The following is a 26,915-nucleotide window of genomic DNA, read 5'->3' as shown; positions in this document are numbered from 1 at the left end:
ATGAAACAGGGCAATCAAGGCTTTTAAATTTAGTTAGCAAACCAAAAATAACGAGTAGCAGGATTGAAATCAAGGTCAAAAAGCTGTTTTCCCAATTCTTCTCCATCGGCTTGTCCATCGACAGCATGGAGCGTTTCTAAATGGATTTTTTTTCCACTAAAATGGTGCACAGATTTAAACCGAGTATGACGTCCACCAAGCAGCATCATGACGAACAAACTAATTATTTTTAGAAGAGGTAATTTAGAAACTACAATGACGTCAATTAATCCATCAGTTGGAACAGCCATAGGCGCAATATTGACCCCGCCACCAAAATAAGAATGATTCGTAGTCGTAACTAGAAAAGCATCTTTAAACGCTGTTGTTTTGCCGTCAACAGTCAATTGGATAGGAAAGCTCCGCTGGTTAAAGTAAGCTTTTACGAGAGAAGCTACATAAGCCAAAGAACCTAAATTATATTTATTTAAAGTCGCTTTTGCACTAGAGTTGTTCGTTAATTTTACGACTAAGGCATCAAAACCAACGCCTACGTTATTAACAAAATAGCCAACTGGTTGCTCTTTTTCTTGAAATTCAATAATGTCAAAGGCTGAGGCTGATTTAGCCTTTAAAATTTGGTTTAATGCAACTAATGGTTTTCTTGAAATGCCAACTCCACGAGCGAAATCATTGCCAGAGCCAGCTGGTATGTAACCTAAAGGCGTTTTTTTGTATTCTTCCCCAAGACCACGAACAGCTTCATGAAGGGTGCCATCTCCTCCAATAATTAAAATTAAAGCATCCTTTTGTTGAGTAGTATGAATATCCTTAGCCAGCTGATTCACAAGCGAAATGGTGTGTCCTGCGTATTCACTAATAAAAAGCTGATAGTTTTTCTTTTTTTCAATAAGAGCCTTTTCGATGATTTTCCAAACGTTAGCACCGTTGCCACTTCCAGATTGAAGATTAATGACAACATAATAGGTTGATTTTTCCAAAATAGACTGAACTCCCTTTTTACAGTAATGATTTATTATATCGTAAAAATTCAGATAGTAAAAGAGCTAGGCTTCAATTAAAGGGATATTGTTATCAAATACGGTACTTATTTGCTATGATTTAAGTAGCTAACAGAGAAACTAGGGGAGGTAAAAGAATGTTATACAGCCGTAATGATAAGGAAAATAGTAAAGAATTACTAGCACCTATTTTTGGAACGCGGGAAGAAGATCGGGAAATTCCTAAATATGTATTAGGCAAATCACCTATTGAGCCAAGAATTGCGTACCGTCTTGTGAAAGATGAATTATTAGATGAAGGCAATGCTAGGCAGAATTTAGCCACTTTTTGTCAAACCTATATGGAAGACGAGGCGACTAAATTAATGTCTGAAACATTAGAAAAAAATGCAATTGATAAATCTGAGTACCCAAGAACTGCAGAATTAGAAAATCGGTGTGTCAATATGATAGCAGACCTCTGGAATGCACCAAAAGATCAAAAGTATATTGGTACCTCAACGGTCGGTTCGTCTGAAGCGTGTATGTTAGGTGGAATGGCGATGAAGTTTAGCTGGCGCAAACGTGCTGAAAAATTAGGATTAGATCTAAACAAGCAAAAGCCCAACTTGATTATTTCATCTGGTTATCAAGTTTGTTGGGAAAAATTTTGTGTTTATTGGGACATTGAAATGAGGGTAGTTCCAATGGATTTAGAGCATATGAGTATTGATGTAGAGCAGGTAATGGACAAAATTGATACCTATACGATAGGAGTAGTTGGAATATTAGGAATCACTTATACTGGCAAGTTTGATGATATTAAATCCTTAGACGATAAACTAGAAGTGTATAACCAAAAAACCGAATTTAAAGTTTTTATTCATGTTGATGCTGCATCTGGAGGACTATTCACTCCTTTTATTGATCCAATGCTAGAATGGGATTTTCGATTAAAAAATGTGATTTCCATCAACACATCTGGTCATAAGTATGGGTTAGTGTATCCAGGAATTGGTTGGATTGTTTGGAAAGATGAGGCATATTTACCAAAAGAATTAATTTTTGAAGTGAGTTATTTAGGCGGCTCGATGCCAACGATGGCTATTAATTTTTCAAGAAGCGCTAGTCCAATTATTGGTCAATACTATAATTTTTTACGTTTTGGTTTTGAAGGATACCGAGAAATTCATCAAAGAACAAAGGATGTTGCCCTTTATTTAGCCAATGAAGTCGAGAAAACGGGTCTTTTTGATATTTACAATGATGGAAGTAATTTGCCAATCGTTTGCTATACGTTAAAAAAAGATCAAGTAAAATGGACACTCTATGACTTAGCAGATCGTTTGCAAATGAAAGGTTGGCAAGTTCCAGCGTACCCATTGCCTGAAAAGTTAAGTCATATTGTGATTCAACGATATGTTTGTCGAGGTGATTTTGGATTGAATAGTGCAGAAGCCTTTATGGAAGACTTTAAGATGTCATTACAAGAATTAGCTGAAGCAAGCATTTTATTTCATGATTCATCTGATAAAAGTGTTCATGGTTTTACACATTAAGCTAATTTTGTGTGTTGTTAAATTATTTCAACTAAAAAGGATTGAATCTAGTTGATTCAATCCTTTTTATGTTATAAAGCGTTATATTTGTCAATGTTTTTTAGTATTTTTTTAGCTTCATGAATGGCTTTTTCTTGTTCAACATAACTTTTTACTCGTGTATTAGAATCATCCAGCTTTTCAAGTGTACGATCTAAATGGTCAAAGTTTTTTTCGATATCTGCCAATGCGACTTGGGATTTTTCAATAGAATCAATATCTCTTTTTTCTTCTTTTTCAAGTTCTTTATCATTAAATTTATCAATTTTTTTAGCTTCTTTTACTATTTTTTTGATTTCGTGGATCGCTTTTTCTTGTTCAATAAAAACGGTAACTTTGTTTTCAGTACTGTCTAGCTTCGATAACGTTTTCTCTAACTTTAAAAGTGTGTCTGCAATCTTTTCAATAGCATGTTCTTCTTTTTTTTCATAGTTTGTCATCTTTATCCCTACTTTCAAATTTTTTAGTTCCTACACTCTAATTCTAATGGATAAGTAACTAGAAGTCTAATGAAACGAAAGGCTCCTACTAGTTACTTGAAAAACCAGTTTTAACTACTCTAACTAAGCAAAAATGAAATAGTAACGGATGAACGTACAATTAAGATTCGACACGTTATCCCTTTGACTACATGACAAAACTGTAAGATGCTAGTTGAAATTGTAAGTTTTAAAACAGGCTAGTGAGAAAAATGCGTGCTAGACTAAAGAAGTAGTAAAAAGAACTGAAATCAATAGATGAGTTAGTAGGAGGAAGAAGCATGAAAGAGACAGTAGTAGATGTAAAAAACGTACGAAAAGTATACGGTAAAAAAAATGAAAATCAATATGAAGCATTAAAAGATGTATCTTTTGACGTTAAGAAAGGTGATTTCGTTGGAATTATGGGACCGTCTGGTTCAGGAAAAACAACGTTACTTAATGTATTGTCTACACTAGACACAACGACTTCTGGTTCCATTAAAATAGCTGGTAAAGATATTACACATTTAACCTCGGATCAATTATCTGATTTTCGAGCAAAAGAACTAGGGTTTATATTCCAAGACTTTAATTTATTAGAGAACTTAACAATGTATGAAAATATTGCGTTGCCATTGTCGTTACAAGATGTGCCATCAAAACAAATCAAACCAAAAGTTGAAAAAATTGCAGAAACGTTAGACATTACAAGAATTTTGCATCATTATCCTGCTGAAGTTTCAGGCGGACAAAAACAACGAGTAGCAGCAGCTAGAGCACTTGTTCATGAGCCAGCTATTCTTTTAGGAGATGAACCAACAGGCGCACTTGATTCTAAAAACGCGAAAAGCTTACTTGAATCAATGAAAGGACTAAATGAGGATTTTGACGTTTCGATTTTACTAGTAACACATGATGCATACAGTGCAAGTTATTGTAAACGAATTTTATTTATTCAAGATGGCGAGATTTTTAAAGAGATTCATCGTACTGATACACGAGAAGCATTTTATCAAGAAATTTTGGATGTTCTAGCAAGCTTTGGAACAAAAGAGTAGAGTGGGAGTTGAAAAACTGTGTTATTAAAATTATCCTTATCAGGAATTAAAAGTAAGCTAAAAGACTATATTGTACTACTAGTTGGTTTAGTGATGTCAAGTTCAATTTTTTATATGTTTGAAACATTAGCGATGAACGATACCTTTTTAAAACAAAATTCTATGATTAGTGCGGTTTCGTTTGTTTTTCAGGCAGGTTCTGTCTTGCTTGGTATTATCACCATTGTTTACATTTTATACGCCAATACATTTTTACTTTCCTTACGCCAAAAAGAATATGGAATGTATATGACTTTAGGTGCTAAAAAGAAAAAAATTGGCAAGATGATGTTCATTGAAACGATGATCTTAGGATTAGCTTCAATTGTAATTGGAATCGTGATTGGAATTGGCTTATCACAAGTTGTCGGTCAACTTTTAATGCATCAACTTGATTTTAATTCACCAAATTACCATGCTTTATATGTACCTGCAATGCTAGTCACAATTATTTTTTACTTAATTTTATTTATTGTTTCAGCCTGTGTAAATTTAATTAAACTATCAAAACTATCTGCCTTGACACTAATTCATGGTGAAACTAAAGCCGATCATATCGTATTGAATCCTAAAAAAATGACGATTCAATCAATTATCTCATTAATATTATTAGCAATTGGTTATTTTATGATGATTAAAATTGTGACATTTCAATTTATCGGTATTATCGTAGCTTTGATTACAATTACAGCTGGAACCTTCTTATTTTTCAAAACAGCTTTGCCATTTTTAGTTGAAAAATTAAAGGCAAACAAAAAAATAAGTGAGAAAAAAATTAATATTTTTACCTTCTCGCAATTAAGTTTCCGAGTAAATGATTTAACGAAGGTTTTAGCCATGGTGGCGATGTTAATTGCGTTGGCAGTTGGTGCAATTACTGTTGGTTTTGCTTTTCAAAATAGCACAAAATTAACGCTAGATCAAGTAAGTGCATACGATATTGTTACGTATAATCCAACACAAAAAGAAACCAAAATTATGGATGAGATTCAATTTGATAAAAAAACAACGTATCATTACAAAACAGATGGGCAAGTAACCTATTTTGTCAGTGATGAAATGAAAAAAAATCCTCCACTGATTGGTGAGAGTCAAAAAATGGAAGATGGTAGTTTCAAAACTACTTTTTCAAAAATCAATGAACCAATTCCAGAAAACCAACTTTTAAATCCGAAAGAAGTAACAGATGAAAATAGCAATTGGTTAAATGCTTTAGGGAATATAAGCAATGGATACGATACAAATGCTGAACAACTTCCCATTAAACTAGTCTCAAAAGAAGCTTTTGATGCTCTTTCACAAAAGGAAAATCAAGTTGTAGTAGGAAATACAAATGATTATTTAAGTTATTTGAAACAGTTTAAAGCAATTTACCTTATTGAGAAAACAAGATATCCAAAAACTGAATATACCTCAAGTAAATATGAAACGTATACAGGATTAAATAGTTTATCAAGTGGAACTGTTTTTATGGGACTATTCTTAGGGTTCGCCTTTTTAGCAATGATGGCAAGCTGTTTGATGTTCAAAGTTCTGACTGGCGCAACAAGCGATACGAAGCGTTACACGATGTTAGGGAAAATTGGCGTTCGCAAAAGTTTACTAGTTGCTTCTATTTATAAAGAAATGGCTATGATTTTTATTTTCCCAGCTGTTATTGGAGCTATTCATGTATTAATTGGTATGCAGATGTTCAAATTTCTGTTGCCACAGCCGTATTATAAAATCTGGGTACCATTTGCGATATTTGCTGTAATTTATGGTATTTACTATTTCATTACGGTGTTCCTTTATAAAGGAATCGTATTAAAAGGTGAAGAAGAAAACTAAAAACAAGGAACTCTCCAAAGTCGATGTTAAGACTTGGAGAGTTTTTTTATGAAAATAACCGTTTCCATGAAAAAATAAATTGTAGATACTACATCTGGATGTTAGAATGAATTTTGTCGGGTTAAAAAGGAGTGGAAGTTTTGAAAAAGAAAATTGTTGAAAGTCCTTATACAATGAAGTTTGTTGATGTGTTGTTAGTCATTGTAGGAGCTTTTTTTATTGCCTTATCTATGAATGTTTTTTTAATTCCTAATCAAATTGTTTCAGGTGGCGTAAGTGGTCTGAGTATTGCGTTAAATAGTGTTTTTGGTTGGTCACCTTCAGCCATCTTATATGTTGTCAATGTTCCTTTATTAGTCCTTTGCTTTTTTACATTAGGCTATCAATCGGGGATCAAAACAATTTTGGGAAGTTTATTATTACCAACCTTTGTAGGCTTACTACATGGTATTCAACCTTGGACGGAAACACCGTTATTAGCTGCTATTTTCGGTGGCGTAATGATAGGAATTGGTCTAGGTCTTGTTTTTCGAGGCAATGCTTCAACTGGTGGAACAGCTATTTTATCTCAAATTATGAACAAATACTTAAAGATACCAATGGGTGCATGTGTTGGAATTATCGATGGAATGGTTGTTTTAAGTGCGTTACTTGTTTTTGATTTAAACACCGTAATGTACTCGTTGATCTCATTGTTTATCATCAGCCGCGTAATTGATTTAGTCCAAGTTGGTGTGAATCGATCAAAAAATATTTTTATTATTTCAGAAAAATCAGAGATGATTCGTTTAGCTATTTTAAACGAAGTTGATCGTGGTGTAACGAATGTAAATATTAAAGGTGGTTACGGAAATACAGATAAAGAGATGCTGATGTGTGTGATTCCGGAACGAGAATTTAATCATTTAAAAGAAACGGTATTAGTCATTGATCCTCATGCCTTTGTAGTCGTAACAAGTGCTAGTGAAGTAATGGGACGAGGCTTTAGTTTATTAAAAGAACTAGAATAAGAGTAAAACTGCTAAGAAGTGACTTTTTATAAAGTGGCTTCTTTTTTATGAAATTAATTTGAAACCCTTCCATAATAACGTATACTAAAAAAAAATTGATTTCGACCAAAGGGGAGAAGCTTATGAAATCAAAACTACTAGAAGCCATTATTTTGAGAGAAAATAATCAATCCAAAGAAGCATTAAACATTTTAGAAAAGCTCTTAATTGATGAACCACTGAATGGACCTATTTACTATCAATCTGCATGGTGTTGTGATAATTTAAGCCTTGAGAAAGAAGCCATTAATTATTATCAAAAAGCAATTAAGTTTGGACTGAATCAGACCGACTTAAAAGAAGCTTATTTAGGGTTGGGCAGCACCTATCGAGCAATTGGCGAGTATATTTTAGCAAAAGAAACCTTCTTAAAAGGAATTGACTGCTTTCCTGAAAATAATGCCTATCGTGTCTTCTTAGCGATGGTTTATTATAATCTAGGGGAATATCAAAAAGGCATGGAGTTGCTTTTACAGCTCTTGGCAATGACTTCCTCAGATAGCGATATACAACTGTACCAAAAAGCAATTACTTATTATTCAACTAGACTTGAAGACAAATGGTGAAAAAGAACGACTGGATGAGAAGTCTGTTGTTTATTGAAGAAAAGATTTAAATCAAAGTTGTTTTTCTAGCGAGAAACAATTGACAAAATAAGATTCTTCTCCTATACTAAAATCACAGTAAAAGGATATATTGTTTGTAGCTCTTAGTTAAAGAAAGATTTTCCAAGGCTGAAAGAAAATCACTAAACTAACATCAATGCTCCCTTTTAATTAAACTTATAGTAGCAATACTATCGCTTTCTTCACGTTATCGAAGACTTAAGAGGTAATGATACATCCAATGGATTTCATTGCAAACAAGGTGGTACCGCGATTTTTCGTCCTTGTATGCAACGAGTTTATTGGATTTTTTTGTTTCTGAAAAGAAACAACCCATTAAAAAAATGAACAGATGAGAGGAAGACTATCATGAAAAGATTAACAAGTGCTGAAGTACGTCAACTATTTCTAGATTTTTTTGCATCAAAAGGACATAAAATCGAGCCGAGTGCTTCATTGGTTCCCTTTGAAGACCCAACATTACTATGGATTAATTCAGGCGTTGCTACATTAAAAAAATATTTTGATGGAACCATTGTGCCAGAAAATCCAAGAATTACAAACGCTCAAAAAAGTATTCGTACGAATGATATCGAAAACGTTGGGAAAACAGCTCGCCATCACACCCTATTTGAAATGCTAGGAAATTTCTCGATTGGAGATTACTTCAAAGAAGATGCGATTGTATGGGCATGGGAATTTTTAACAGATGAAAAATGGTTAGCTTTAGACCCAGAAAAATTATATGTAACTGTCTATCCAGAAGATAAGGAAGCAAGACGCCTATGGAAGGAAAAAGTTGGATTAACAGATGAGCATATCGTTGACGTTGAAGATAATTTCTGGGATATAGGAGCAGGACCAAGTGGTCCAGATTCAGAAATCTTCTATGATCGTGGCGAAGAATTTAATGATTTGGAAGCAGATGATCCAGAAAATTATCCTGGTGGCGAAAACGAACGCTACCTTGAAATTTGGAATTTAGTCTTTTCTGAATTCAACCACAAACCAGATAATACCTATGAGCCGTTACCAAATAAAAATATTGATACAGGAATGGGATTAGAACGTGTTGTGTCTATCTTACAAGACGCTCCAACAAATTTTGAAACAGATTTATTTATGCCGATTATCGAAGAAGTAGCAAGCTTGAGCGCAAATAAAAAGTATGCAGTTGATCCACAATTAGACATCTCATTTAAAGTAATTGCCGATCACGTTCGTGCAGTCAGCTTTGCTATTGGAGATGGTGCGTTGCCATCGAATGAAGGGCGTGGTTATGTTCTTCGCCGTCTATTACGTCGTGCTGTAATGCATGGTAAAAAATTAGGAATCCATGAAGCTTTTATGTATAAATTAGTTCCAGTTGTTGGTCGTATTATGAACAGCTACTATCCAGAAATTCTAGATAAAGAAGATTTCATCGTTAAAGTTATCCGTACTGAAGAAGAACGTTTCCATGAAACAATCAATGACGGTTTGACAATTTTAAATAACATTGTAAAAGAGTTAAAAGAAAAAGGCGAAGACACTATCACAGGTGCTGATATTTTCAAACTATATGACACTTATGGATTCCCAGTTGAATTAACTGAAGAATACGCAGAAGACGAAGGCTTGAAGGTCGACCATGAAGGCTTTAAAGTCGAAATGAAAAAACAACAAGACCGTGCGCGTGCAGCAAGAAGCGATGCGAAATCAATGGCTGTTCAAACAGGCTTGCTTTCAGAAGTAAAAGTACCAAGTCATTTTGTAGGCTACCATGAAACAGATGCCACAGGCGTTTTAAGCATTATCGCAACCTCAGATGAGCTTGTAGAGAGCGTTAACGTTGACCACGAAGCACAACTTATTTTTGATCAAACACCGTTTTACGCTGAAATGGGTGGACAAGTTGCCGATACTGGTGTCGTTAAGAATGCCAATGGTGACGTTGTAGCGAAAGTAATCGATGTAAAAAAAGCGCCAAATGGCCAACCTTTACATTCTGTCGAAGTTTTAACAACATTAACAGTGGGAGAAACCTATAAGTTAGCTGTCGATAAAACAGCTCGTCGTAAAATAACACGTAATCATACAGCAACGCATTTATTGCATCGTGCGTTGAAGGATGTATTAGGCGATCATGCAAATCAAGCAGGTTCATTAGTTGCACCACATTATTTGCGTTTTGATTTCACTCATTTCGGTCAAATCACTGCAGACGAATTGGCTAAAATGGAACGAATCGTCAATGAAAAAATTTGGGAATCACTTTCAGTTGAAACTGTTGAAACAGGAATTGAAGAAGCAAAACAAATGGGCGCAATGGCCTTGTTTGGTGAAAAATATGGCAAAGTTGTTCGTGTTGTCAATATTGATAACTATTCAATTGAGCTTTGTGGTGGGGTTCATGTTGAAAATACAAGTGAGATTGGTGTATTCAAAATCCTTTCAGAATCAGGTATTGGAGCAGGCGTCCGCCGTATTGAAGCTGTAACAAGCGAAGAGGCTTACCTTGCGTTATTCACAGAACAAACACGCTTAAACGAAGTAGCAGCGCTAGTAAAAGCACCACAAACGAAAGAAGTGGTTTCAAAAGTAACTCAATTACAAGCAGAATTAAAAGAAGTTCAAAAAGAAAATGATTCGTTGCAAGCAAAATTAGCTAACGATCAAGCAGGAGATATCTTTAAAGAAATAAATGATGTAGCAGGATTTAGTGTAATTGCAGCAAAAGTTGATGTGAAAGATATGAATGGCTTGCGCCAACTAGCTGATCAATGGAAACAAAATAATGTTTCGGATATCCTAGTATTAGCTACTGCCCAAGAAGATAAAGTAAGCTTACTCGCAGCAGTTAACCAAGAAAGCATCAAAAAAGGTCTAAAAGCAGGAGATTTGATTAAAGAAATTGCGCCTCTTGTTGGCGGAGGTGGCGGTGGACGTCCAGATATGGCTCAAGCTGGTGGTAAAAACCCAGCTGGTTTATCAGATGCCTTAGTACAAGTAACAAAATGGGTTGAAGAAAAAGCAGAATAAGAATTATCGTAAAAACAGCTAATCTTTCTTAAGATTAGCTGTTTTTATTTAGAATCTTCGTAAACGCTATCAATTTTTTTAAAAAAAGTAAATAAGAAGTAAATAAAAGAAAAAATTAAGAAAGGAATCTGGAATAAGCATTGTAGTTTCCACATCTTTCTTGTAGAATATAAGAATAAGCATTAAAGAATGGGGTGTAAGAAAATGAGCTCAATTGATGAAACAGTGCGTTTTGACTTTGGTGATAATCGGGAAAAAAATGTCAAAGAAACATTAACTTTAGTTTATGCAGCATTAGAAGAAAAAGGATACAATCCAATCAATCAAATCGTGGGTTACTTACTTTCAGGAGATCCGGCTTATATTCCTCGTCACAATGACGCTAGAAACTTAATTAGACGCCATGAACGTGATGAAATTGTTGAAGAGTTGGTTAAAACTTATTTGAAAGAGAGTGGACCTGTAATTAAATGAGAATAATGGGATTAGATGTCGGTTCAAAAACTGTTGGAATCGCGATTAGTGATCCATTTGGTTGGACAGCTCAAGGCATCGAGATTATTAGAATAAATGAAGCTGAAGAAAAATACGGACTCGATCGAGTCGTTGAATTGGCAAAAGAATATGAAGTATCCAAGTTCGTAGTTGGATTGCCTAAAAACATGAATAACTCAATTGGACCAAGGGCCGAAGCTTCAATGCATTATGCCGAGTTGCTGAAAAAAGAGCTTGATTTGCCCATTGAATTTCAAGATGAACGATTAACCACGGTTCAAGCTGAACGAATGTTGATTGAACAAGCAAATACTTCTCGTAGTAAACGAAAAAAAGTAATTGATAAAGTAGCCGCAGTGATGATCCTTCAAAATTTTTTAGATGGAAACCGAAACTAGCTTTTTTATCTCAAATACGGTAGAATATAACAGATGAAAGATATATATTTAAAGGAGTGTTTAGAATGACACACGATCACAATCACGAAGAAGATCATCACGATCACGAACATATTACAATTATTGATGAAAATGGAAATGAAGAATTATACGAAATCTTATTCACATTTGATTCAGATGATTACGCAAAATCATATGTTTTAGTTTATCCAGCTGGAATTCCAGAAGGTGAAGAAATCGAATTACAAGCTTTCTCATATGTAGAGCAAGAAGATGGAAATCAAGGCGACTTGAAACCAATCGAAACAAATGAAGAGTGGGACATGATTGAAGAAGTTTTAAATACCTTCATGGCAGATGACGAAGAAGAATAATCAAATAAAAGCTAACAATTGTACTTGTTAGCTTTTTTTGTAGGCGTAAATAAGAAAAGGCTTTGTTGTAAACTTAAAAAAAGTCTAAAATTAACAAGATAATCAAAAAAACGCTAGATTATTGTTCTCATTACTGTAGATATCATGTATAATAATTGAAGTTAGTTATGAAATTGAAGAAAATGATTGTTTTCTTTAATGGGAGTTAGGAGGGTTTTTTCTTGGGAAATAATAACGAGGAACAGCCAAGTAAAAAGGAAAAATTAATGGCTGAGTCACGCTCAAGAATGTTAGACAGAGAAAAAGAATCAACTGTGGTAAAAAAGGTTGTTCTTAGCATTATCGGTGTATTGGTTATTTTGTTAGTTATTTTAGGATTAGTAGGTTATCGCTATGTAACGAGTTCTTTACAACCGTTAAATCCATCAAGTGAAGAAAAAATACAAGTTGAAGTACCAATTGGTTCTACTACAAAAGAAATTGCAAAAATTTTGGAAGATAAAGGAATTATCAAAAGTGCCTTTGTTTTTAGCTATTATGTAAAAACAAATAATGCAGCCAATTTTTTAGCTGGTTACTATGAATTGAAACCATCAATGACTTTGAATCAAATTATTAAAGATCTTCAAAAAGGCGGAAGTGCAACAGCTGGCGAAGGAGCTAATAAGATTCTGGTTCAAGAAGGTTTAACTATGGAGCAGATAGCACAATCCGTTGAAAAATCAACAAAATATAAAAAAGAAGAGTTTTTAAAATTAGTTCAAGATGAAACATTCTTAACCAATATGCAACAAAAGTATCCACAATTATTAGATAGTGCAATGAGTGCAACGAATGTACGTTATCGTTTAGAAGGCTATCTTTTCCCAGCCACATACGATTATGATAAAAAAATGACATTAGAAGAAATTGTTGAAGATATGATTAAGAAAACGGATGAAGTGATGAAATCATTCTACGGAACGATACAAGCACAAGGGAAAACGGTTCAAGAAGTTCTAACTGTAGCCTCTCTTGTTGAAAAAGAAGGCGTTTCTTATGATGACCGCACTAAAATTGCCAATGTCTTTTACAATCGTGTAGCTGAGGATATGCCATTACAAACGGATATCAGTGTCCTATATTCTTTAGATACACATAAAGAATTAGTAACTGAGAAAGATTTAGAAGTTGATTCCCCATATAACCTTTATCAAAATAAAGGTTTCGGACCTGGGCCATTTAATAATCCAGGATTAGAATCTATCAAAGCAACGCTAAATCCAGCAGATACAAGTTATTTATATTTCTTAGCAGATACCAAAACTGGAAAAGTTTATTTTGCAGAAACTTATGACGAACATTTAAAATTAAAAGCAAAATATCTTGATTAAAATTAGAAACAGAAAAAAAGCATTGAATCAATTGATTCAATGCTTTTAAATAAGGAGCGGAATTTAGCATAATGAGTAAGAATAAGCCAATCGTGATCGGGGTTACTGGTGGTTCAGGTAGCGGTAAAACAAGTGTCAGTCGAGCAATCTTCAACAAATTTTCAGGGCACTCCATTCTATTATTAGAGCAAGATTTTTATTACAAAGATCAAAGTGATTTAAGTTTTGAAGAACGATTAAAAACAAATTACGATCATCCTTTTGCATTTGATACAGAACTAATGATTCAACATGTTGAGGATTTGATTCAGTATCGTTCGATTGAAAAACCAGTTTACGATTATGCAGCTCATACAAGAAGTAGTCAAATAGTCTTACAAGAACCAAAAGAAGTGATTATTGTTGAAGGTATCTTAATTTTAGAAGACGCTAGATTGCGTGATTTAATGGATATTAAAGTTTATGTTGATACCGATGATGATATCCGAATTATTCGCCGTATCAAACGAGACATGGAAGAACGTGGTCGCACATTAGATTCTGTTATTCAACAGTATTTAAGTGTCGTGAAGCCAATGTATCATCAATTTATCGAACCGACTAAAAAATATGCAGATTTAATTATTCCAGAAGGTGGACAAAACCAAGTAGCAATTGATTTGATGACCACAAAGATTAGTTCGATATTGAATAATCAGTGAGAAAATTCATAAATAATGTAGATTACTATTTACAATTCCTTTGCTTCGTGGTATCTTGTCAATATTGAAAAATAAATAGTACGCTTTCATAAAAAATAAATGAATGGCGCTGAAATAATTTGTAATAAACAGATTATTTAGAAGGAGAGTACGAACATGGTAGAAAAAGTTTATCCTATGACTTTAGAAGGTAAAGAAAAATTAGAAAATGAATTAGAAGAATTAAAAACTGTTAAAAGAAAAGAAATCGTTGAAAGAATTAAAATTGCTCGTAGCTTTGGAGATTTATCAGAAAACTCCGAGTACGAATCAGCAAAAGATGAGCAAGCTTTCGTTGAAGGTCGTATTACGACACTAGAAAATATGATTCGCTTATCAGAAATCATCGACAATAAAAACACAGATAAAGACGAGGTTTCATTAGGTCGTACAGTGAAATTTATTGAATTACCTGATGGTGAAGAAGAGGAATACACAATTGTTGGAAGTGCAGAAGCAGATCCATTTTCTGGTAAAATTTCTAACGATTCACCGATTGCTAAAGCAATTATTGGGAAACGTATTGATGATGAGGTTATCATTTCAACTCCAGGTGGAGATATGCAAGTGAAAATTATCAGCGTATCTTAATCAAATGAATAAATAAAATTGGAAAGCTGCTCTTTTGAGTGGCTTTTCCTTCTTTATAGAATCAAAATAGTCCAATATCAGTCTTTAGTCTTAGAGAGAATTCATGCTTGAGCACGCTGTTTCCCTCGTAAAAGATGCTATACTTAGAAAAGAATATAAAATATAAAGGAGGGTGACTATGAAAAACAATTGGCAATTTTTCATCCTTATTGAAAGCTTATTATTTGTTTATCTTATTTTCCAAATTTTTTCAACTATTCCACTAATGATTGCTTTTGTAGCGGGTTTAGTGATGAGTATTTGGAGTCTTAAAAATAAATTTACAAAAGGATACAATAATAGTTTCTTTTTAGTTTTAGGTGGCTTATTGGTGGTTTTTGTTTTACTATCAACAAGTTCAATATGGTTAATGTTAATTTTTGCTATTTTCTTCTTTTCAATTAGTGGCAGTCAGTTATTTACGAATATGAAGAATAAAAATTTTTCAAACGCTCCGTGGAAACGAAAATCACTCGTTGTGGTAGAAACAAGTAGTACCACTGAAAAAAATGGCAAGCGTATGAAACGCCCATGGATTGGAAATGAACGAATTGGAAATGCAATTTATGAATGGGATGATATTAATTTTTCTATTTTTGCAGGAGATACAATCATTGATTTAGGGAATACATTATTGCCGAAAGATGAAAGTTTTGTTGTGATTCGTAAAGGTTTTGGAAAAACCCGCATTTTAGTTCCAGTTGGTGTAGGTGTTATGATTGAACATAGCGCAATTCGTGGTAAAATAAGCTTTGAAGGCGATAGCTATACACTAAAAAATGAGACCGTTAAAATGTATAGCGATCAATATGAAGAAAGCATTCGAAAAATCAAGATCATTACAAATGTGTTAATTGGTGATATTGAGGTGATTGAGGTATGAAAAAAATAGTGAATCAACGTACCTTTTTCACCGTTTCGTTTTTTTCATTTATTGTTATGCTGTTAATAGCAATTGCATTTAGTTCTGCAACATCTAAAAATCGATGGTATATTGACTTGATTTCGGTTAAGATTTTAGCCATCCCTTTTTTAGTTTATTTAGTTGCCTTTTCGCTTATTATTGGAGTGGTAGTTGCTACAATTATGTACTTTGTTGGACGTGCGCAATGGGAACATATTGAGGAAGAATTACAAGCTTTAGCTGATGGAAATTATGAAGCGAGTGTTTTTAAGGAACAAAACGATCTTTATAGTGCGTCCATTTATCAAGAAGATATCGATAAACATATATGCGTTGTTAAAGACAAACTTGTAGAACTATCCAAAGAAGTACAATTGAACGGCAATCAGCCTAAATTTGTTGATGGTGAAACAAAAGAAGAAATCTTAACACAGGAGCGTCATCGCTTAGCAAGAGAGCTTCACGACTCAGTTAGTCAACAATTATTTGCTGCTATGATGTTATTATCTGCTTTGAATGAGCAAGCTGCTGTTGATTCTAGTGAGCTTTTTCAAAAGCAACTAAAAATGGTTGAAAGTATTATCAATGATTCGCAATCTGAAATGAGAGCTTTGTTGCTTCATTTACGTCCTATTAGTTTAGAAGGAAAAACGTTGAAAAAAGGAATTGAGCAATTACTTGTTGAATTAAAATCAAAAGTACAAATTATTTTGACATGGGAAATAGAAGATGTTTATTTGCCAAGTGGGATTGAAGATCACCTATTTAGAATTGTACAAGAACTGCTGTCTAATACACTGCGACATTCAAAAGCAAATGAATTAGAAGTTTATTTAAAGAAAGTCGATCAATCCATTTTATTGCGTGTGATTGATGATGGTGTTGGTTTTGATACGAAAGAAAGTAAAGCGGGAAATTATGGATTACAAAATATTAAAGAACGTGTAGCAGGTATGGGTGGAATTTGTAAGTTTATTAGTTTCCCTGGTCAAGGAACGAGCATTGAAATCAAGATACCAATTATAAAAGGGAGTGACGAGAATGATCAAAGTATTGTTGATTGATGATCACGAAATGGTAAGATTAGGGGTTTCAGCTTATTTGTCGATTCAACCGGATATTGAAGTGATTGGTGAAGCTGAAAATGGCTTGATTGGGTATGAAAAGGCATTAGAATTAAGACCTGACGTAATCATGATGGATTTAGTGATGGATGTCATGGATGGGATTGAGTCAACAAAAGCAATTTTAAAAGATTGGCCTGAAGCAAAAATCATCATTGTCACAAGTTTTATTGATGATGAAAAAGTTTATCCAGCATTAGAGGCAGGTGCATCTAGTTATATGCTTAAAACATCAACTGCAGGAGAAATTGCAAATGCCATTCGTTCTACATACGCTGGTGAGTCAATTTTAGAACCAGAAGTGACAGGTAAGATGATGGAACGTTTTACTAAAAAGAAAGAACCTGTGTTACATGATGATCTGACTAATCGTGAAAATGAAATTTTATTATTGATTGCACAAGGGAATTCAAATCAAGAAATTGCGGACCAATTGTTCATTACATTGAAGACTGTCAAAACACATGTATCCAATATATTAGCTAAATTAGATGTAGAAGATCGTACACAAGCAGCAATTTATGCGTTTAAACATCATCTTATCAAATAAAAGGAATGCAAAACCGAATGGAAAGCTGTTGGTTTTGCTTTTTTTTGTTATACTAGAAGAGAGTAAAAATTAAAATGAGGCATATATGAAAGGTGATATAAAGAATGAAAAAGAACTTTGCGATTATTGGATTAGGTCGTTTTGGCGGTAGTATTTGCCGTACGTTAGTAGAAGCTGGTCAAGATGTGTTAGTCATTGACTCAAGTGAAGACCGTGTAAATGAATTTATGAATATCGCGACTCATGCAGTAGTAGCAAATGCTCAAGATGAAAGTGTGTTACGATCATTAGGCATTCGTAATTTTGATCATGTTATTGTTGCAATTGGGGAAGACATTCAAGCCAGTATTTTAGCTACTTTAATGATTAAAGAAATGGGTGTTCCTTTTGTAACAGCTAAAGCACAAAATGATTATCACGGAAAAGTATTAGAACGCATTGGGGCAGATCACGTTGTTCATCCTGAAAGAGACATGGGAATTCGTATAGGACATCATTTAGTTTCTAAAAATGTGGTGGACTATTTGGAGCTGTCAGACGAATATTCGTTAGTAGAATTAAAGGTAACGAATCCAAAATTTTATCGCAAATCACTGGATGAACTAGATTTTAGAGCAAAATTTGGTTTGACAGTCATTGGGATTCGACGCGGACAAGAAATGATTATTTCACCAAAAGCAACAGAAACGATTGAAGAAAACGATACGTTGATGGTTGTAGGATCAGTCATTGATTTAGACCGTTTAGAAGCAATGATGCCTTAACTGTGTAAACAGCAAAATGTGGTTTTTTTAGTATTTATGGTAGAATAGAGGGTGTATGATTGATGGAAAGGAGGAGTCACAAAAGAAAGCTTTTGTGCGATTAATAAAATGAAAATTGAAATTACAGATACTGCAAAAAAATGGTTTGAAGATGAAGTTGGTGTGTCAAATGGAACTTTTGTCCGTTTTTTTGGAAAATATGGTGGAACTAGTCCCATCCAACAAGGATTCTCTTTGGGGATTGAATTAGTAGAACCTCGTAATCCGCTAGGAAGTACTGAAAAAGAAGGCGTAACGTATTTCGTTGAAGACGGCGATGAGTGGTATTTTAGTGGTCATGATTTAAAAGTAGATTATGATGAATTAAAAGATGAACCTATTTATGAATATTTATAAAAATTAAAAAAGACTAGCTCTTAGGTTTTGGGAAACTAAGGGCTAGTCTTTTTTTGCATTATAAAACAAAATATTAATTTAATTATAACGTTTAATTTTTTAATAGTCAATTTATATAAATACCAAATTTATGTTAAAAAATGAAAAAGCACAACAATAAACGGATAGTTGGAAGCGCAATGACCTATTTTTAATTTATTATTTTACTCCATTTTATTTCTTCATAAAGTTGAATGTTTCTGATTTCATCATAGCCAACTTTAATATGATCGATATAAATACCTAATTCATCATAGCCTTTTATTTTTCCAATTGTATCTTTAGCGTAATCACCATTTTCATTAATTTCTTCTATTTGAATCGCTACTTTTTTATTCTTAACAATGGCAGAATCTAAAACAGAAGCTATTTCAAAAGAAGTCATTTGAGGTTTTTGAGAAATGGTATCGGCTAGTTCAGTTGCATCGTTCTCCAATGATTGACTGTGTTCGGATAAATACATTCCTTGCCATTTGACTGTTCCTCGGTCTTGATAGTGATCGTTAAATTTATTTAGCATGACGTTCTTCCTTTCCTGATGCGTGCCCGCCTACTAACGAACTACGCTTGATTGCAGTAGCACCTTCAAGAAGGCTACTAGCATGAATCAGACTATTAAAACCATACTTAGTACGAACTTTATCAACAACTGTATCTAAATGGTACTCGTTGACTTGTTCATTTATTTCTTTGAAAAGATCTAATTGGATATCTGTACGGTAAACTAGTTTTGAGTAACTGATGCCAATTTGTCGGACACTTTCATCTTTATAATAGTTTCTAAACAAAGTAAGACAGTGTTCAATTAATTGCTTGGTATTGTTAGTAGCGGTAATTTTGAGTTGTCGATTAAAGCCTTTGGTTACTTCGTGATTTGAATAGCGTATAAAAAGAGAAATACACTGTGTTTGACAATTTTTTTTTCGTAATCTTGTAGCTACTTGATCAGCCATTTCTTTAATGACTAATTCTATTTCTTTTTGAATGCTATAGTCTTTAAGCAGTATTTGTGAATTGCTGTAAGATTTTTCTAAGGATTTGTATTTAACTGAAATATCGCTACGATCGATTCCCCATGAATGTGCATAAAGCTGTTCACCGATAATCCCCATTTTTTCTTTGAGTATTCCAGGATCAAAATGTGCTAAGTCATAAACTGAGTGGACATTCATTTGAATTAATTTTTTAGCCGTTTGCGAACCAATTCCCCACATATCTGTTAACGAGGGAATCTTCCAAACTTTATCCGCTACATTTTGATAGCGCCATTCGGCTTTAAAATCAGGCGCATTTTTGGCCTCATTATCTAAAGCTAGTTTGGCTAACAACGGATTATCTCCAATTCCAATGGTGGTATACAAACCTAGCTGATGATAGACATCGTACTGGATTTTTCGTGCAATTTCATAAGGAGTAGCATGAAACATTTTTTTAACAGGGGTTATTTTCAGAAAAGCTTCATCGATTGAATAGACTAAAATATCTTCTTCAGCTGCATATTTTCTAAAAATAGCGATAATTTGTTTGTTTTTCTCAATATATAAACTCATACGAGGAGGGACGATGATTAATTGAGGGTGGTGAGGCAAATCAAATTTACGCATCACATTAGAAATCCCTAGTTTTTTTTTTGCAGCAGGTGAACTAGCTAAAATTAACCCACCATTGCTTTCTTCGTTAGACATTACAACAAGCATGGTTTTAAGTGGGTCTAATCCTCGTTCAACGCATTCAACACTGGCGTAAAAACTTTTGATGTCGATACATAAAATATCCGAACGTGGTTCGTTAGAATAGTCCAATTCCAATTCCGTAACAGTTCACCTCTCGTTTTAATAAGATAATCCTATTATACGAACATACGTTCAATAAGTAAAGGCGAACATACACACACACTTGCTTTTTTTTATGTATTTAGTAAAAGAATAAATGTATTGTTATAATTCATGTGAATAATTAATTAATGAAATAGTTGTATTAGTTGTTTTAAAGCGATACATTGAGTAAGAAAAGGCGTGAAGGGAAGTTGAAAATGGTTAAATTAAATTTATTTTAATAAATTTAATTTTTTTAAAATCATTCGATTTTTTATTCATATATGAAACAAAAAAAAGGATTGCTCTAAGTAATTAGAACAATCCTTTTTATAGAATGGTTAAACAGGCATAATGATTGGTAAAATCATTGGATGACGCTCTGTTTTTTCAAATAAGAAAGGTTGTAAACTGCCAATAATCGTTTCTTTAATATATTGTTCAGTTACATTTTCTTCTTTTAGCGCCTCTTTTAAGTTTTTAAAGATAACACGTTGCGCTTCATTGATTAAATCACCAGACTCACGCATGTAGATAAAGCCACGAGAAAGGATATCTGGACCAGCTAAAACGTCTTTTGTTTTATAATCTAAGGTCACAACGACAACAACTAAACCTTCCTCAGAGAGGATTCTACGGTCACGTAGGACCACGTTGCCGATATCTCCAATTCCTTTTCCATCAACATAAACATCACTTGCATTGAAATGACCAGCAGAGCGAGCAGAATCAGCCGTTAATGCTAAAACATCACCATTTGCAAGGATAAATGAATTTTCTTTTGGAATACCAACTTGTTCTGCAAGGGTCGTATGGATTTTTTGCATTCTAAATTCACCATGGACAGGAACAAAATACTTAGGTTTCATTAAACGAAGCATTAATTTTTGTTCTTGTTGTCCACCATGACCTGAAGTGTGAATGTTGTTGACTTTTCCGTGAATCACTTCGGCACCAGCTTCAGAAAGCAAGTTGATTACGCGGTTTACACTAGTTGTATTGCCTGGGATAGGCGAACTTGAAAAGACAACTGTATCACCAGGTTGAATGGAGATTTGACGGTGAGTTCCGTTGGCAATACGGCTTAGCGCTGCCATTGGTTCACCTTGAGAGCCGGTACATAAAATCGTTACCTCATTTGCAGGCAAACGATTTAATTCGTGAGCATCGATAAATGTATCTTCAGGTGCAGTGATATAACCTAATTGACGCCCAGTGACCATAGCAGCTTCCATACTTCGACCAAAAACAGCAATTTTACGACCCGTTTTTACCGCTGCATTTGCAACTTGTTGGAGACGTGAAATATTTGATGCAAAAGTCGCAAAAATAATTCGACCTTCTACTTTTTGGAAAATACTAGTGATGGATTCACCAACGACTTGTTCGGATTGAGTAAAGTTTGGAACTTCCGCATTTGTACTATCAGATAAGAGTGCTAATACGCCATCTTCTCCAATTTTTGCCATACGGTGTAAGTTAGCAGGTTCACCAACAGGTGTGAAATCGAACTTAAAGTCACCCGTTAAGACAATGTTGCCGGGTGGTGTTTTAACAACGATTCCTAGTGCATCTGGAATACTGTGTGTGGTTCTAAAGAAACTTACACTTGTTTTACGGAATTTTAATACAGAATCTTCACCGATTTGATGTAGTTCCGCATCCCGTAAAAGACCATGCTCGTCTAATTTATTACGAATCAAGGCTAATGCAAGAGGACCCGCATAAACTGGAATGTTTACTTGTTTCAATAGGAAGGGAATCCCACCGATATGATCCTCATGTCCATGAGTAATCACTAGCGCTTTTACTTTATTAATATTTTGAACAATGTAACTATAATCAGGAATCACATAATCAATTCCTAATAAGTCGTCTTCAGGAAATTTAATACCAGCATCTACAATGATAATTTCATCTTGAAATTGAACACCGTACGTATTTTTTCCAATTTCCCCTAGCCCCCCGATACCAAAGACAGCAGCTTCATTGTTTTTTATAGTTGGTTTCATTTCTTAAAACTCCGTTAATTTGAAGTCAGGATTTTTTTGTTCGTAAGCTAAGTGTTTTCCTTCTACTGGTTGAACAAACTCAATATTGTAAGGGGTGTTTTCTTCAACTAGTTTGCGGGCTGCTACCGCTGATTCTGCTTCTACGTATAGGGCTTGAGTGTCCTCACGTTTTGGATTTCTGGTTTTTGTTACTTGATAAGTGACTTTAAAAATCATAATTTTCTCTCCTTATATAACTGCAAAATGCAGTGAATTTATCTAAATAGGCTAAAACTTAAATTCAATTGTTGTGATAGTGCTAACCATACAAAATAAAGGGCTTGATTTGCCCTGTAAGTTGGTTTATTCGGTAATCAGATAGGCCTTTAGTTATAAGTCTAGCTAATTAAAAAAACAGAAAGATACCATTGTTAAAAATTAAGATGAAATTAGTGTTAACGATATTTTTAATAACAGACTCCACTAAGTTGTTATTTTTTCCCGAACAGGTGGCTGTGTTTTAATCACAACATTGTAAGTGTATTTTACCATAATTTTTGAACGAAGTATAGAAAGTAAATCATTCTAAAGGTATCAAATGGGAAGAATCGCTGAAATTGAGACAACTAAGAGAGATTCGATAATAAAAAAGCGTTTATTTTTAATTGATCAACAAGTTTTTATGAATAGTTTGTTTAAATAGCTATTGATTAAAGCAAAAAAATCTGACATAATAGCAAAAATTATGGTATAGTGAAATTATTCAATTTTTTTGTGTTTTATAATATTAAAACACAGTGGTTACGGGGAAAAGGAGATGATAAATTGAAATTAATGTGGCGTTACACGATGAAATATAAGGGATTGGTATTTTTAAATTTTTTAAGTGTGTTTGGCTTTATTTTAATCGAGTTAGGACTGCCGACGTTATTGGCAAAAATGATTGATAATGGAATCGCCGTGAATGATTTCGGTGAGGTTAAGTATTATGGCATGATTATGATTGCAATTTGTTTGATTGGTTTAGTCGCACTGATGTTTCTAGCTTATTGTGGAAGTAAGATCACAACAAGTATTGTGCGAGATATCCGTGACGATATTTTTGAAAAAACGCAATCGTTTTCGCATCGTGAATATGACCAATTTGGTGTGTCTTCGTTGGTAACTAGAACAACAAATGATGCATTTCAAGTGATGCAATTTATGCAAATGATTTTAAGAATGGGAATGATGACACCATTAATGTTCATTTCGAGCTTTATCATGATTGTACGAACTAGCCCTTCGTTGTCATGGGTTGTTTTTGCAGCCATTCCATTTTTATTGATTGGGGTTCTATTAATAGGAAAGAAATCAGAACCACTTTCTGAAAGTCAGCAATCCAATTTGGATGCCATTAACTTGAATTTACGTGAAAATTTAACAGGTCTACGAGTGATTCGAGCCTTTGTAAATGAAAAATTTCAAGAAAAACGTTTTAAAGTAGTTAACGATGCATATGCAACTGTTTCAAAAAAGCTCTTTAAATTAATGGCCTATGCGCAACCTGGATTTTCGGTTGTCTTTAACATTATTTTTGCCGTTGTTATTTGGTTAGGTGTAGGACAAATCAATACAGGTGATTTACAAGTTGGAAATTTAATAGCATTTATTGAATACATTTTCCACGCGTTATTCTCATTTATGCTATTTGCAAATGTCTTTATGATGTATCCAAGAGCAGCAGTTTCTGCTCACCGTATCGAAGAAGTATTGGCAACGGAGCCAGTTATTACAGAAAATGAAAATGGCATTACAGAAACAAAAACACATGGGTATTTAACTTTTGAAAATGTGACGTTTGCTTATCCTGGAAATACAGAAACACCGATTATTCGGGATGTTAGTTTTTCTTCAAAACCAGGTGAAACAATCGCCTTTATCGGAAGCACAGGAAGTGGGAAGTCAACCTTAATTCAATTGATTCCCCGTTTCTATGACGTAACGAAAGGTCGTATTTTATTAGATGGCGTGGATGTACGAGATTACAAGTTAAGTGCTTTACGCAAGAAAATTGGCTATATTCCACAAAAAGCCTTGCTATTTACAGGAACGATTGCTGAAAATATGCGCTATGGAAAATGGAATGCGACAACTGGAGAATTAGAAGAAGCGTCTGATATTGCTCAAGCAAAAGAGTTTATCTCATTAAAACCAGCTCAATACGATGAACTTTTAGCCGAAGGTGGAAGCAATATGTCAGGTGGTCAAAAGCAACGTTTGTCTATTGCACGAGCAATTGTTAAAAAACCAGATGTTTATATTTTTGATGATAGTTTTTCTGCGTTAGATTATCAAACAGATGCAAAATTGCGAGCGCGTTTAAAATCTGAAACAAAAGAAGCAACTGTACTAATTGTAGCACAACGTGTGGGAACGATTATGCACGCAGATAAAATTCTCGTCTTAAATGAAGGGGAAGTTATCGGCATGGGTACCCACAAAGAGTTATTAAAAACATGTGACGTTTATTATGATATCGCCGCTTCACAATTATCGAAGGAGGAGTTAGCATGAGAGAATCCATTCAATCAATTAAACGCTTAAGTGCTTATGTAAAACCCTATAAAATTGGTTTTATTTCAGCTATCCTTCTTACGATCATTTGTATGATGGCCAATGCTTTACAGCCTTTTATTATGGGGCTGATTATTACGGAAGTAGGAAACAATATCAAAGATATCGCAAATCATGTACCAGCAGCAGCGGTTAACTTCCCCTATGTTCAAAAAGTGATTTTATACATGTTGGGGGCCGCAGCGATTTATCAAATTACAATGTTGTCAGCGAGTTTCATTATGACGAATGTTGTTCAACATACGATGCGTGATTTAAGAAGTGATATTGACAATAAAATCAATCGCTTGCCAGTTTCTTATTTTGATAAAAATCAACAAGGGAATATTTTAAGTCGAGTGACGAATGATGTGGATGCGATTAGTAATGCAATGCAGCAAAGCTTGATTCAAATTGTGAATTCAGTGATGGGAATCGTATTTGCAGTAGGAATGATGTTATATATTTCTATTCCATTAGCGATTATTATCTTGTTGATTATTCCGACTTCGATTTTTATTTCAAAAGCAGTTGTCAAAAAATCACAACCTTATTTTAAAGGCCAACAAAAAGCGTTAGGTGAACTAAACGGCTTTGTTCAAGAAAGTTATAGCGGTTTTTCGGTCATTAAATTATATGGTAAAGAAGCGGATACGTTATCCAATTTTAAAGAAATTAACCATAAATTAGCGGGATTTGGTTTTAAAGCAGCCTTTGTTTCAGGTTTAATGATGCCATTAGTCGGTTTAGCTTCAAATTTGGCTTATGTTGGAATTGCCGTTTTTGGTGGTTATTCTGTTATTCAAGGAATGCTAACTTTAGGGAATTTACAAGCATTCACTCAATATATTTGGCAAATCAATCAACCCATTTCACAAATCACACAGTTGTCTGGTGTCTTACAAAGTGCAGCCGCCGCAACCGGTCGAGTTTTTGAAATTTTAGATGAGCCAGAAGAAAAACCAGATTTAGTTCAATACCCTTTACCTGAAAAAGTTCGGGGTGATGTGACTTTTGAACATGTTGGATTTGGTTATGATAAAAAAAATCCATTGATTACAGATTTAAATGTGGAAGTAAAAAGCGGTCAAACAGTTGCAATTGTTGGTCCAACTGGGGCAGGGAAAACAACCTTGATTAATTTACTAATGCGTTTTTACGATGTAGATCATGGCGCTATAAAAATTGATGGCATCGACACAAAAGAGATGTCACGAGCGGATGTTCGATCTCAATTTGGTATGGTGTTGCAAGATGCTTGGTTGTATAATGCGAGTATTTCAGATAATATTCGGTTTGGTAAGCTTGATGCGACTGAGTATGAAGTGGTGGATGCAGCTAAAACAGCCAATGTGGATCATTTTATTCGTACGTTACCGGATGGATATGATATGGTGTTAAACCAAGAAGCATCCAATATTTCACTAGGACAAAAGCAATTGCTAACAATTGCACGAGCTATCATTTCTGATCCTAAAATTCTCATTTTAGATGAAGCGACGAGTTCTGTAGATACTCGTTTAGAAGCGTTGATACAAAAAGCGATGAAGCGCGTAATGGAAGGCAGAACAAGTTTTGTAATTGCCCACCGTTTATCAACCATTCGTGATGCTGATTTAATCCTTGTAATGAATCAAGGAGAGATTATCGAACAAGGAACTCATGAAAGCCTCTTAGCTGAGGGTGGTTTTTATGAAAAATTATACAATAGCCAATTCAGTGAAGAAGCAGAATAGTAAAAAGACAACCTTAACAGGTTGTCTTTTTTGTTTTAAACCACTTTAGTATTCTTTTTTTTATTCATGTAGTAAACTGAATTGGCAAGGAAAGCGAGGGATAGAAAATGGAAACGAGAGAATGGGTCAAGGAAGAGTTACAAAAATTAGTAAAAGGTGACCAAGATCAGTTTATTGTAGATGCTACAATTGAATATATAAATGAATTAAATTCAGATAATGAGAGCTTACAAGTTGCTTTAGAAGGTGAGATTTGGAGTCCTAAAAAATGGAGCCAGCCTCGTTAAGAAACAAAAAAAGAAATTCAATTTCGTTGAATTTCTTTTTTTGTTTTGCACTTTGCTTCAATTA

Annotated in this window: 26 protein-coding genes; 20 read left to right on the top strand and 6 right to left on the bottom strand. The window is 34.1% G+C overall.

Translation table 11 applies throughout. The features are described from left to right. Positions 1-29 precede the first annotated feature (29 nt). Positions 30-980: a diacylglycerol/lipid kinase family protein gene (locus AC07SW_RS01755; protein ID WP_311907573.1), complete on the bottom strand. Its 951-nt coding sequence runs from the start codon at positions 978-980 to the stop codon at positions 30-32. 158 nt (positions 981-1,138) lie between these two features. Between AC07SW_RS01755 and gad the strand changes: the two genes are divergently transcribed. Further along, complete coding sequence (gene gad / locus AC07SW_RS01750; RefSeq protein WP_034569211.1) at positions 1,139-2,539, top strand: glutamate decarboxylase; 1,401 nt, start codon at positions 1,139-1,141, stop codon at positions 2,537-2,539. Between the two features lie 71 nt (positions 2,540-2,610). Here the strand turns inward: gad and AC07SW_RS01745 are convergent, their stop codons facing one another. Then, on the bottom strand, positions 2,611-3,018 hold the full coding sequence (locus AC07SW_RS01745) for a hypothetical protein (RefSeq protein ID WP_494632137.1): 408 nt from the start codon (positions 3,016-3,018) through the stop codon (positions 2,611-2,613). 320 nt (positions 3,019-3,338) lie between these two features. On the opposite strand from AC07SW_RS01745, the gene AC07SW_RS01740 reads away from it, so the two are divergent. The 16 genes from AC07SW_RS01740 (at position 3,339) to AC07SW_RS01665 (ending at position 18,389) form a co-directional block, all read left to right on the top strand. After that, positions 3,339-4,097, top strand: coding sequence for an ABC transporter ATP-binding protein (locus AC07SW_RS01740; RefSeq protein WP_034569217.1), 759 nt, complete (start codon positions 3,339-3,341; stop codon positions 4,095-4,097). Between the two features lie 18 nt (positions 4,098-4,115). Further along, positions 4,116-5,966 carry an FtsX-like permease family protein gene (locus AC07SW_RS01735; protein ID WP_494632135.1) on the top strand — a complete coding sequence of 617 codons (1,851 nt, stop codon included), beginning with the start codon at positions 4,116-4,118 and terminating at the stop codon, positions 5,964-5,966. 173 nt (positions 5,967-6,139) lie between these two features. Continuing rightward, a complete protein-coding gene (locus AC07SW_RS01730; RefSeq protein WP_174222351.1) occupies positions 6,140-6,976 on the top strand; it encodes a YitT family protein in 837 nt (278 codons plus the stop codon). Between the two features lie 122 nt (positions 6,977-7,098). Continuing rightward, positions 7,099-7,581: a tetratricopeptide repeat protein gene (locus tag AC07SW_RS01725; protein ID WP_034569223.1), complete on the top strand. Its 483-nt coding sequence runs from the start codon at positions 7,099-7,101 to the stop codon at positions 7,579-7,581. A gap of 408 nt (positions 7,582-7,989) precedes the next feature. Next, positions 7,990-10,641, top strand: a complete 2,652-nt coding sequence (gene alaS, locus AC07SW_RS01720; protein ID WP_463684464.1) for an alanine--tRNA ligase — start codon at positions 7,990-7,992, stop codon at positions 10,639-10,641. Between the two features lie 204 nt (positions 10,642-10,845). Beyond that, the gene (locus AC07SW_RS01715; protein WP_034569227.1) at positions 10,846-11,115 is read left to right on the top strand and encodes an IreB family regulatory phosphoprotein; all 270 of its coding nucleotides are present in this window, start codon (positions 10,846-10,848) and stop codon (positions 11,113-11,115) included. After that, positions 11,112-11,534, top strand: a complete 423-nt coding sequence (ruvX, locus tag AC07SW_RS01710; protein ID WP_034569230.1) for a Holliday junction resolvase RuvX — start codon at positions 11,112-11,114, stop codon at positions 11,532-11,534. The genes AC07SW_RS01715 and ruvX overlap by 4 nt, the downstream gene beginning before the upstream one ends. 65 nt (positions 11,535-11,599) lie before the next feature. Next, a complete protein-coding gene (locus AC07SW_RS01705; protein ID WP_034569232.1) occupies positions 11,600-11,908 on the top strand; it encodes a DUF1292 domain-containing protein in 309 nt (102 codons plus the stop codon). A gap of 266 nt (positions 11,909-12,174) precedes the next feature. Continuing rightward, positions 12,175-13,281, top strand: coding sequence for an endolytic transglycosylase MltG (mltG, locus tag AC07SW_RS01700; RefSeq protein ID WP_174222350.1), 1,107 nt, complete (start codon positions 12,175-12,177; stop codon positions 13,279-13,281). 71 nt (positions 13,282-13,352) lie between these two features. Beyond that, positions 13,353-13,982 carry a uridine kinase gene (gene udk / locus AC07SW_RS01695; protein WP_034569237.1) on the top strand — a complete coding sequence of 210 codons (630 nt, stop codon included), beginning with the start codon at positions 13,353-13,355 and terminating at the stop codon, positions 13,980-13,982. Positions 13,983-14,138: 156 nt separating this feature from the next. Then, positions 14,139-14,612, top strand: a complete 474-nt coding sequence (gene greA / locus AC07SW_RS01690; protein WP_034569239.1) for a transcription elongation factor GreA — start codon at positions 14,139-14,141, stop codon at positions 14,610-14,612. A 178-nt stretch (positions 14,613-14,790) separates the two neighbouring features. Further along, the gene (gene liaF, locus AC07SW_RS01685; RefSeq protein WP_034569242.1) at positions 14,791-15,534 is read left to right on the top strand and encodes a cell wall-active antibiotics response protein LiaF; all 744 of its coding nucleotides are present in this window, start codon (positions 14,791-14,793) and stop codon (positions 15,532-15,534) included. Continuing rightward, positions 15,531-16,619, top strand: a complete 1,089-nt coding sequence (locus AC07SW_RS01680; RefSeq protein ID WP_494632133.1) for a sensor histidine kinase — start codon at positions 15,531-15,533, stop codon at positions 16,617-16,619. The genes liaF and AC07SW_RS01680 overlap by 4 nt, the downstream gene beginning before the upstream one ends. Next, complete coding sequence (locus AC07SW_RS01675) at positions 16,597-17,229, top strand: response regulator transcription factor (RefSeq protein ID WP_034569248.1); 633 nt, start codon at positions 16,597-16,599, stop codon at positions 17,227-17,229. The genes AC07SW_RS01680 and AC07SW_RS01675 overlap by 23 nt, the downstream gene beginning before the upstream one ends. Positions 17,230-17,333: 104 nt before the next feature. Further along, entirely contained in the window at positions 17,334-17,993 is a 660-nt protein-coding gene (locus AC07SW_RS01670) for a potassium channel family protein (RefSeq protein ID WP_034569249.1), read from the top strand. Between the two features lie 108 nt (positions 17,994-18,101). Next, complete coding sequence (locus AC07SW_RS01665; RefSeq protein WP_034569253.1) at positions 18,102-18,389, top strand: HesB/YadR/YfhF family protein; 288 nt, start codon at positions 18,102-18,104, stop codon at positions 18,387-18,389. A gap of 190 nt (positions 18,390-18,579) precedes the next feature. Here AC07SW_RS01665 and AC07SW_RS01660 read toward each other — a convergent pair whose 3' ends face one another. The 4 genes from AC07SW_RS01660 to AC07SW_RS01645 all read right to left on the bottom strand — a co-directional run bounded on the left by AC07SW_RS01660 (position 18,580) and on the right by AC07SW_RS01645 (position 22,470). After that, entirely contained in the window at positions 18,580-18,948 is a 369-nt protein-coding gene (locus AC07SW_RS01660; protein WP_034569255.1) for a hypothetical protein, read from the bottom strand. Continuing rightward, positions 18,938-20,236, bottom strand: coding sequence for a Y-family DNA polymerase (locus tag AC07SW_RS01655; RefSeq protein WP_119908165.1), 1,299 nt, complete (start codon positions 20,234-20,236; stop codon positions 18,938-18,940). The genes AC07SW_RS01660 and AC07SW_RS01655 overlap by 11 nt, the downstream gene beginning before the upstream one ends. A gap of 347 nt (positions 20,237-20,583) precedes the next feature. Beyond that, the gene (rnjA, locus tag AC07SW_RS01650; RefSeq protein WP_034569261.1) at positions 20,584-22,254 is read right to left on the bottom strand and encodes a ribonuclease J1; all 1,671 of its coding nucleotides are present in this window, start codon (positions 22,252-22,254) and stop codon (positions 20,584-20,586) included. A gap of 3 nt (positions 22,255-22,257) precedes the next feature. Next, positions 22,258-22,470: a DNA-directed RNA polymerase subunit epsilon gene (locus tag AC07SW_RS01645; protein ID WP_034569263.1), complete on the bottom strand. Its 213-nt coding sequence runs from the start codon at positions 22,468-22,470 to the stop codon at positions 22,258-22,260. 588 nt (positions 22,471-23,058) lie between these two features. Between AC07SW_RS01645 and AC07SW_RS01640 the strand changes: the two genes are divergently transcribed. From AC07SW_RS01640 to AC07SW_RS01630, 3 genes are all read left to right on the top strand, one after another. Beyond that, on the top strand, positions 23,059-24,789 hold the full coding sequence (locus AC07SW_RS01640; protein ID WP_034569266.1) for an ABC transporter ATP-binding protein: 1,731 nt from the start codon (positions 23,059-23,061) through the stop codon (positions 24,787-24,789). Then, a complete protein-coding gene (locus tag AC07SW_RS01635; protein ID WP_034569268.1) occupies positions 24,786-26,564 on the top strand; it encodes an ABC transporter ATP-binding protein in 1,779 nt (592 codons plus the stop codon). The genes AC07SW_RS01640 and AC07SW_RS01635 overlap by 4 nt, the downstream gene beginning before the upstream one ends. A gap of 107 nt (positions 26,565-26,671) precedes the next feature. Further along, positions 26,672-26,851 carry a hypothetical protein gene (locus AC07SW_RS01630; RefSeq protein ID WP_135023889.1) on the top strand — a complete coding sequence of 60 codons (180 nt, stop codon included), beginning with the start codon at positions 26,672-26,674 and terminating at the stop codon, positions 26,849-26,851. Positions 26,852-26,915 lie beyond the last annotated feature (64 nt).

It is taken from the genome of Carnobacterium sp. GW821-FHT04C06, from assembly GCF_059420345.1.
The sequence above is the reverse complement of the archived record's forward strand: the minus strand, read 5'-3'. Positions and strand labels throughout refer to the sequence as shown.

Bases quoted from the DNA above. Each gene is read 5' to 3' on its own strand.
- gad (WP_034569211.1), top strand. From the start codon at position 1,139: ATGTTATACAGCCGTAATGATAAGGAAAATAGTAAAGAATTACTAGCA.
- AC07SW_RS01745 (WP_494632137.1), bottom strand. From the start codon at position 3,018: ATGACAAACTATGAAAAAAAAGAAGAACATGCTATTGAAAAGATTGCA.
- AC07SW_RS01740 (WP_034569217.1), top strand. From the start codon at position 3,339: ATGAAAGAGACAGTAGTAGATGTAAAAAACGTACGAAAAGTATACGGT.
- AC07SW_RS01730 (WP_174222351.1), top strand. From the start codon at position 6,140: ATGAAGTTTGTTGATGTGTTGTTAGTCATTGTAGGAGCTTTTTTTATT.
- AC07SW_RS01725 (WP_034569223.1), top strand. From the start codon at position 7,099: ATGAAATCAAAACTACTAGAAGCCATTATTTTGAGAGAAAATAATCAA.
- alaS (WP_463684464.1), top strand. From the start codon at position 7,990: ATGAAAAGATTAACAAGTGCTGAAGTACGTCAACTATTTCTAGATTTT.
- AC07SW_RS01715 (WP_034569227.1), top strand. From the start codon at position 10,846: ATGAGCTCAATTGATGAAACAGTGCGTTTTGACTTTGGTGATAATCGG.
- ruvX (WP_034569230.1), top strand. From the start codon at position 11,112: ATGAGAATAATGGGATTAGATGTCGGTTCAAAAACTGTTGGAATCGCG.
- AC07SW_RS01705 (WP_034569232.1), top strand. From the start codon at position 11,600: ATGACACACGATCACAATCACGAAGAAGATCATCACGATCACGAACAT.
- mltG (WP_174222350.1), top strand. From the start codon at position 12,175: ATGGCTGAGTCACGCTCAAGAATGTTAGACAGAGAAAAAGAATCAACT.
- udk (WP_034569237.1), top strand. From the start codon at position 13,353: ATGAGTAAGAATAAGCCAATCGTGATCGGGGTTACTGGTGGTTCAGGT.
- greA (WP_034569239.1), top strand. From the start codon at position 14,139: ATGGTAGAAAAAGTTTATCCTATGACTTTAGAAGGTAAAGAAAAATTA.
- liaF (WP_034569242.1), top strand. From the start codon at position 14,791: ATGAAAAACAATTGGCAATTTTTCATCCTTATTGAAAGCTTATTATTT.
- AC07SW_RS01680 (WP_494632133.1), top strand. From the start codon at position 15,531: ATGAAAAAAATAGTGAATCAACGTACCTTTTTCACCGTTTCGTTTTTT.
- AC07SW_RS01675 (WP_034569248.1), top strand. From the start codon at position 16,597: ATGATCAAAGTATTGTTGATTGATGATCACGAAATGGTAAGATTAGGG.
- AC07SW_RS01670 (WP_034569249.1), top strand. From the start codon at position 17,334: ATGAAAAAGAACTTTGCGATTATTGGATTAGGTCGTTTTGGCGGTAGT.
- AC07SW_RS01665 (WP_034569253.1), top strand. From the start codon at position 18,102: ATGAAAATTGAAATTACAGATACTGCAAAAAAATGGTTTGAAGATGAA.
- AC07SW_RS01660 (WP_034569255.1), bottom strand. From the start codon at position 18,948: ATGCTAAATAAATTTAACGATCACTATCAAGACCGAGGAACAGTCAAA.
- rnjA (WP_034569261.1), bottom strand. From the start codon at position 22,254: ATGAAACCAACTATAAAAAACAATGAAGCTGCTGTCTTTGGTATCGGG.
- AC07SW_RS01645 (WP_034569263.1), bottom strand. From the start codon at position 22,470: ATGATTTTTAAAGTCACTTATCAAGTAACAAAAACCAGAAATCCAAAA.
- AC07SW_RS01635 (WP_034569268.1), top strand. From the start codon at position 24,786: ATGAGAGAATCCATTCAATCAATTAAACGCTTAAGTGCTTATGTAAAA.
- AC07SW_RS01630 (WP_135023889.1), top strand. From the start codon at position 26,672: ATGGAAACGAGAGAATGGGTCAAGGAAGAGTTACAAAAATTAGTAAAA.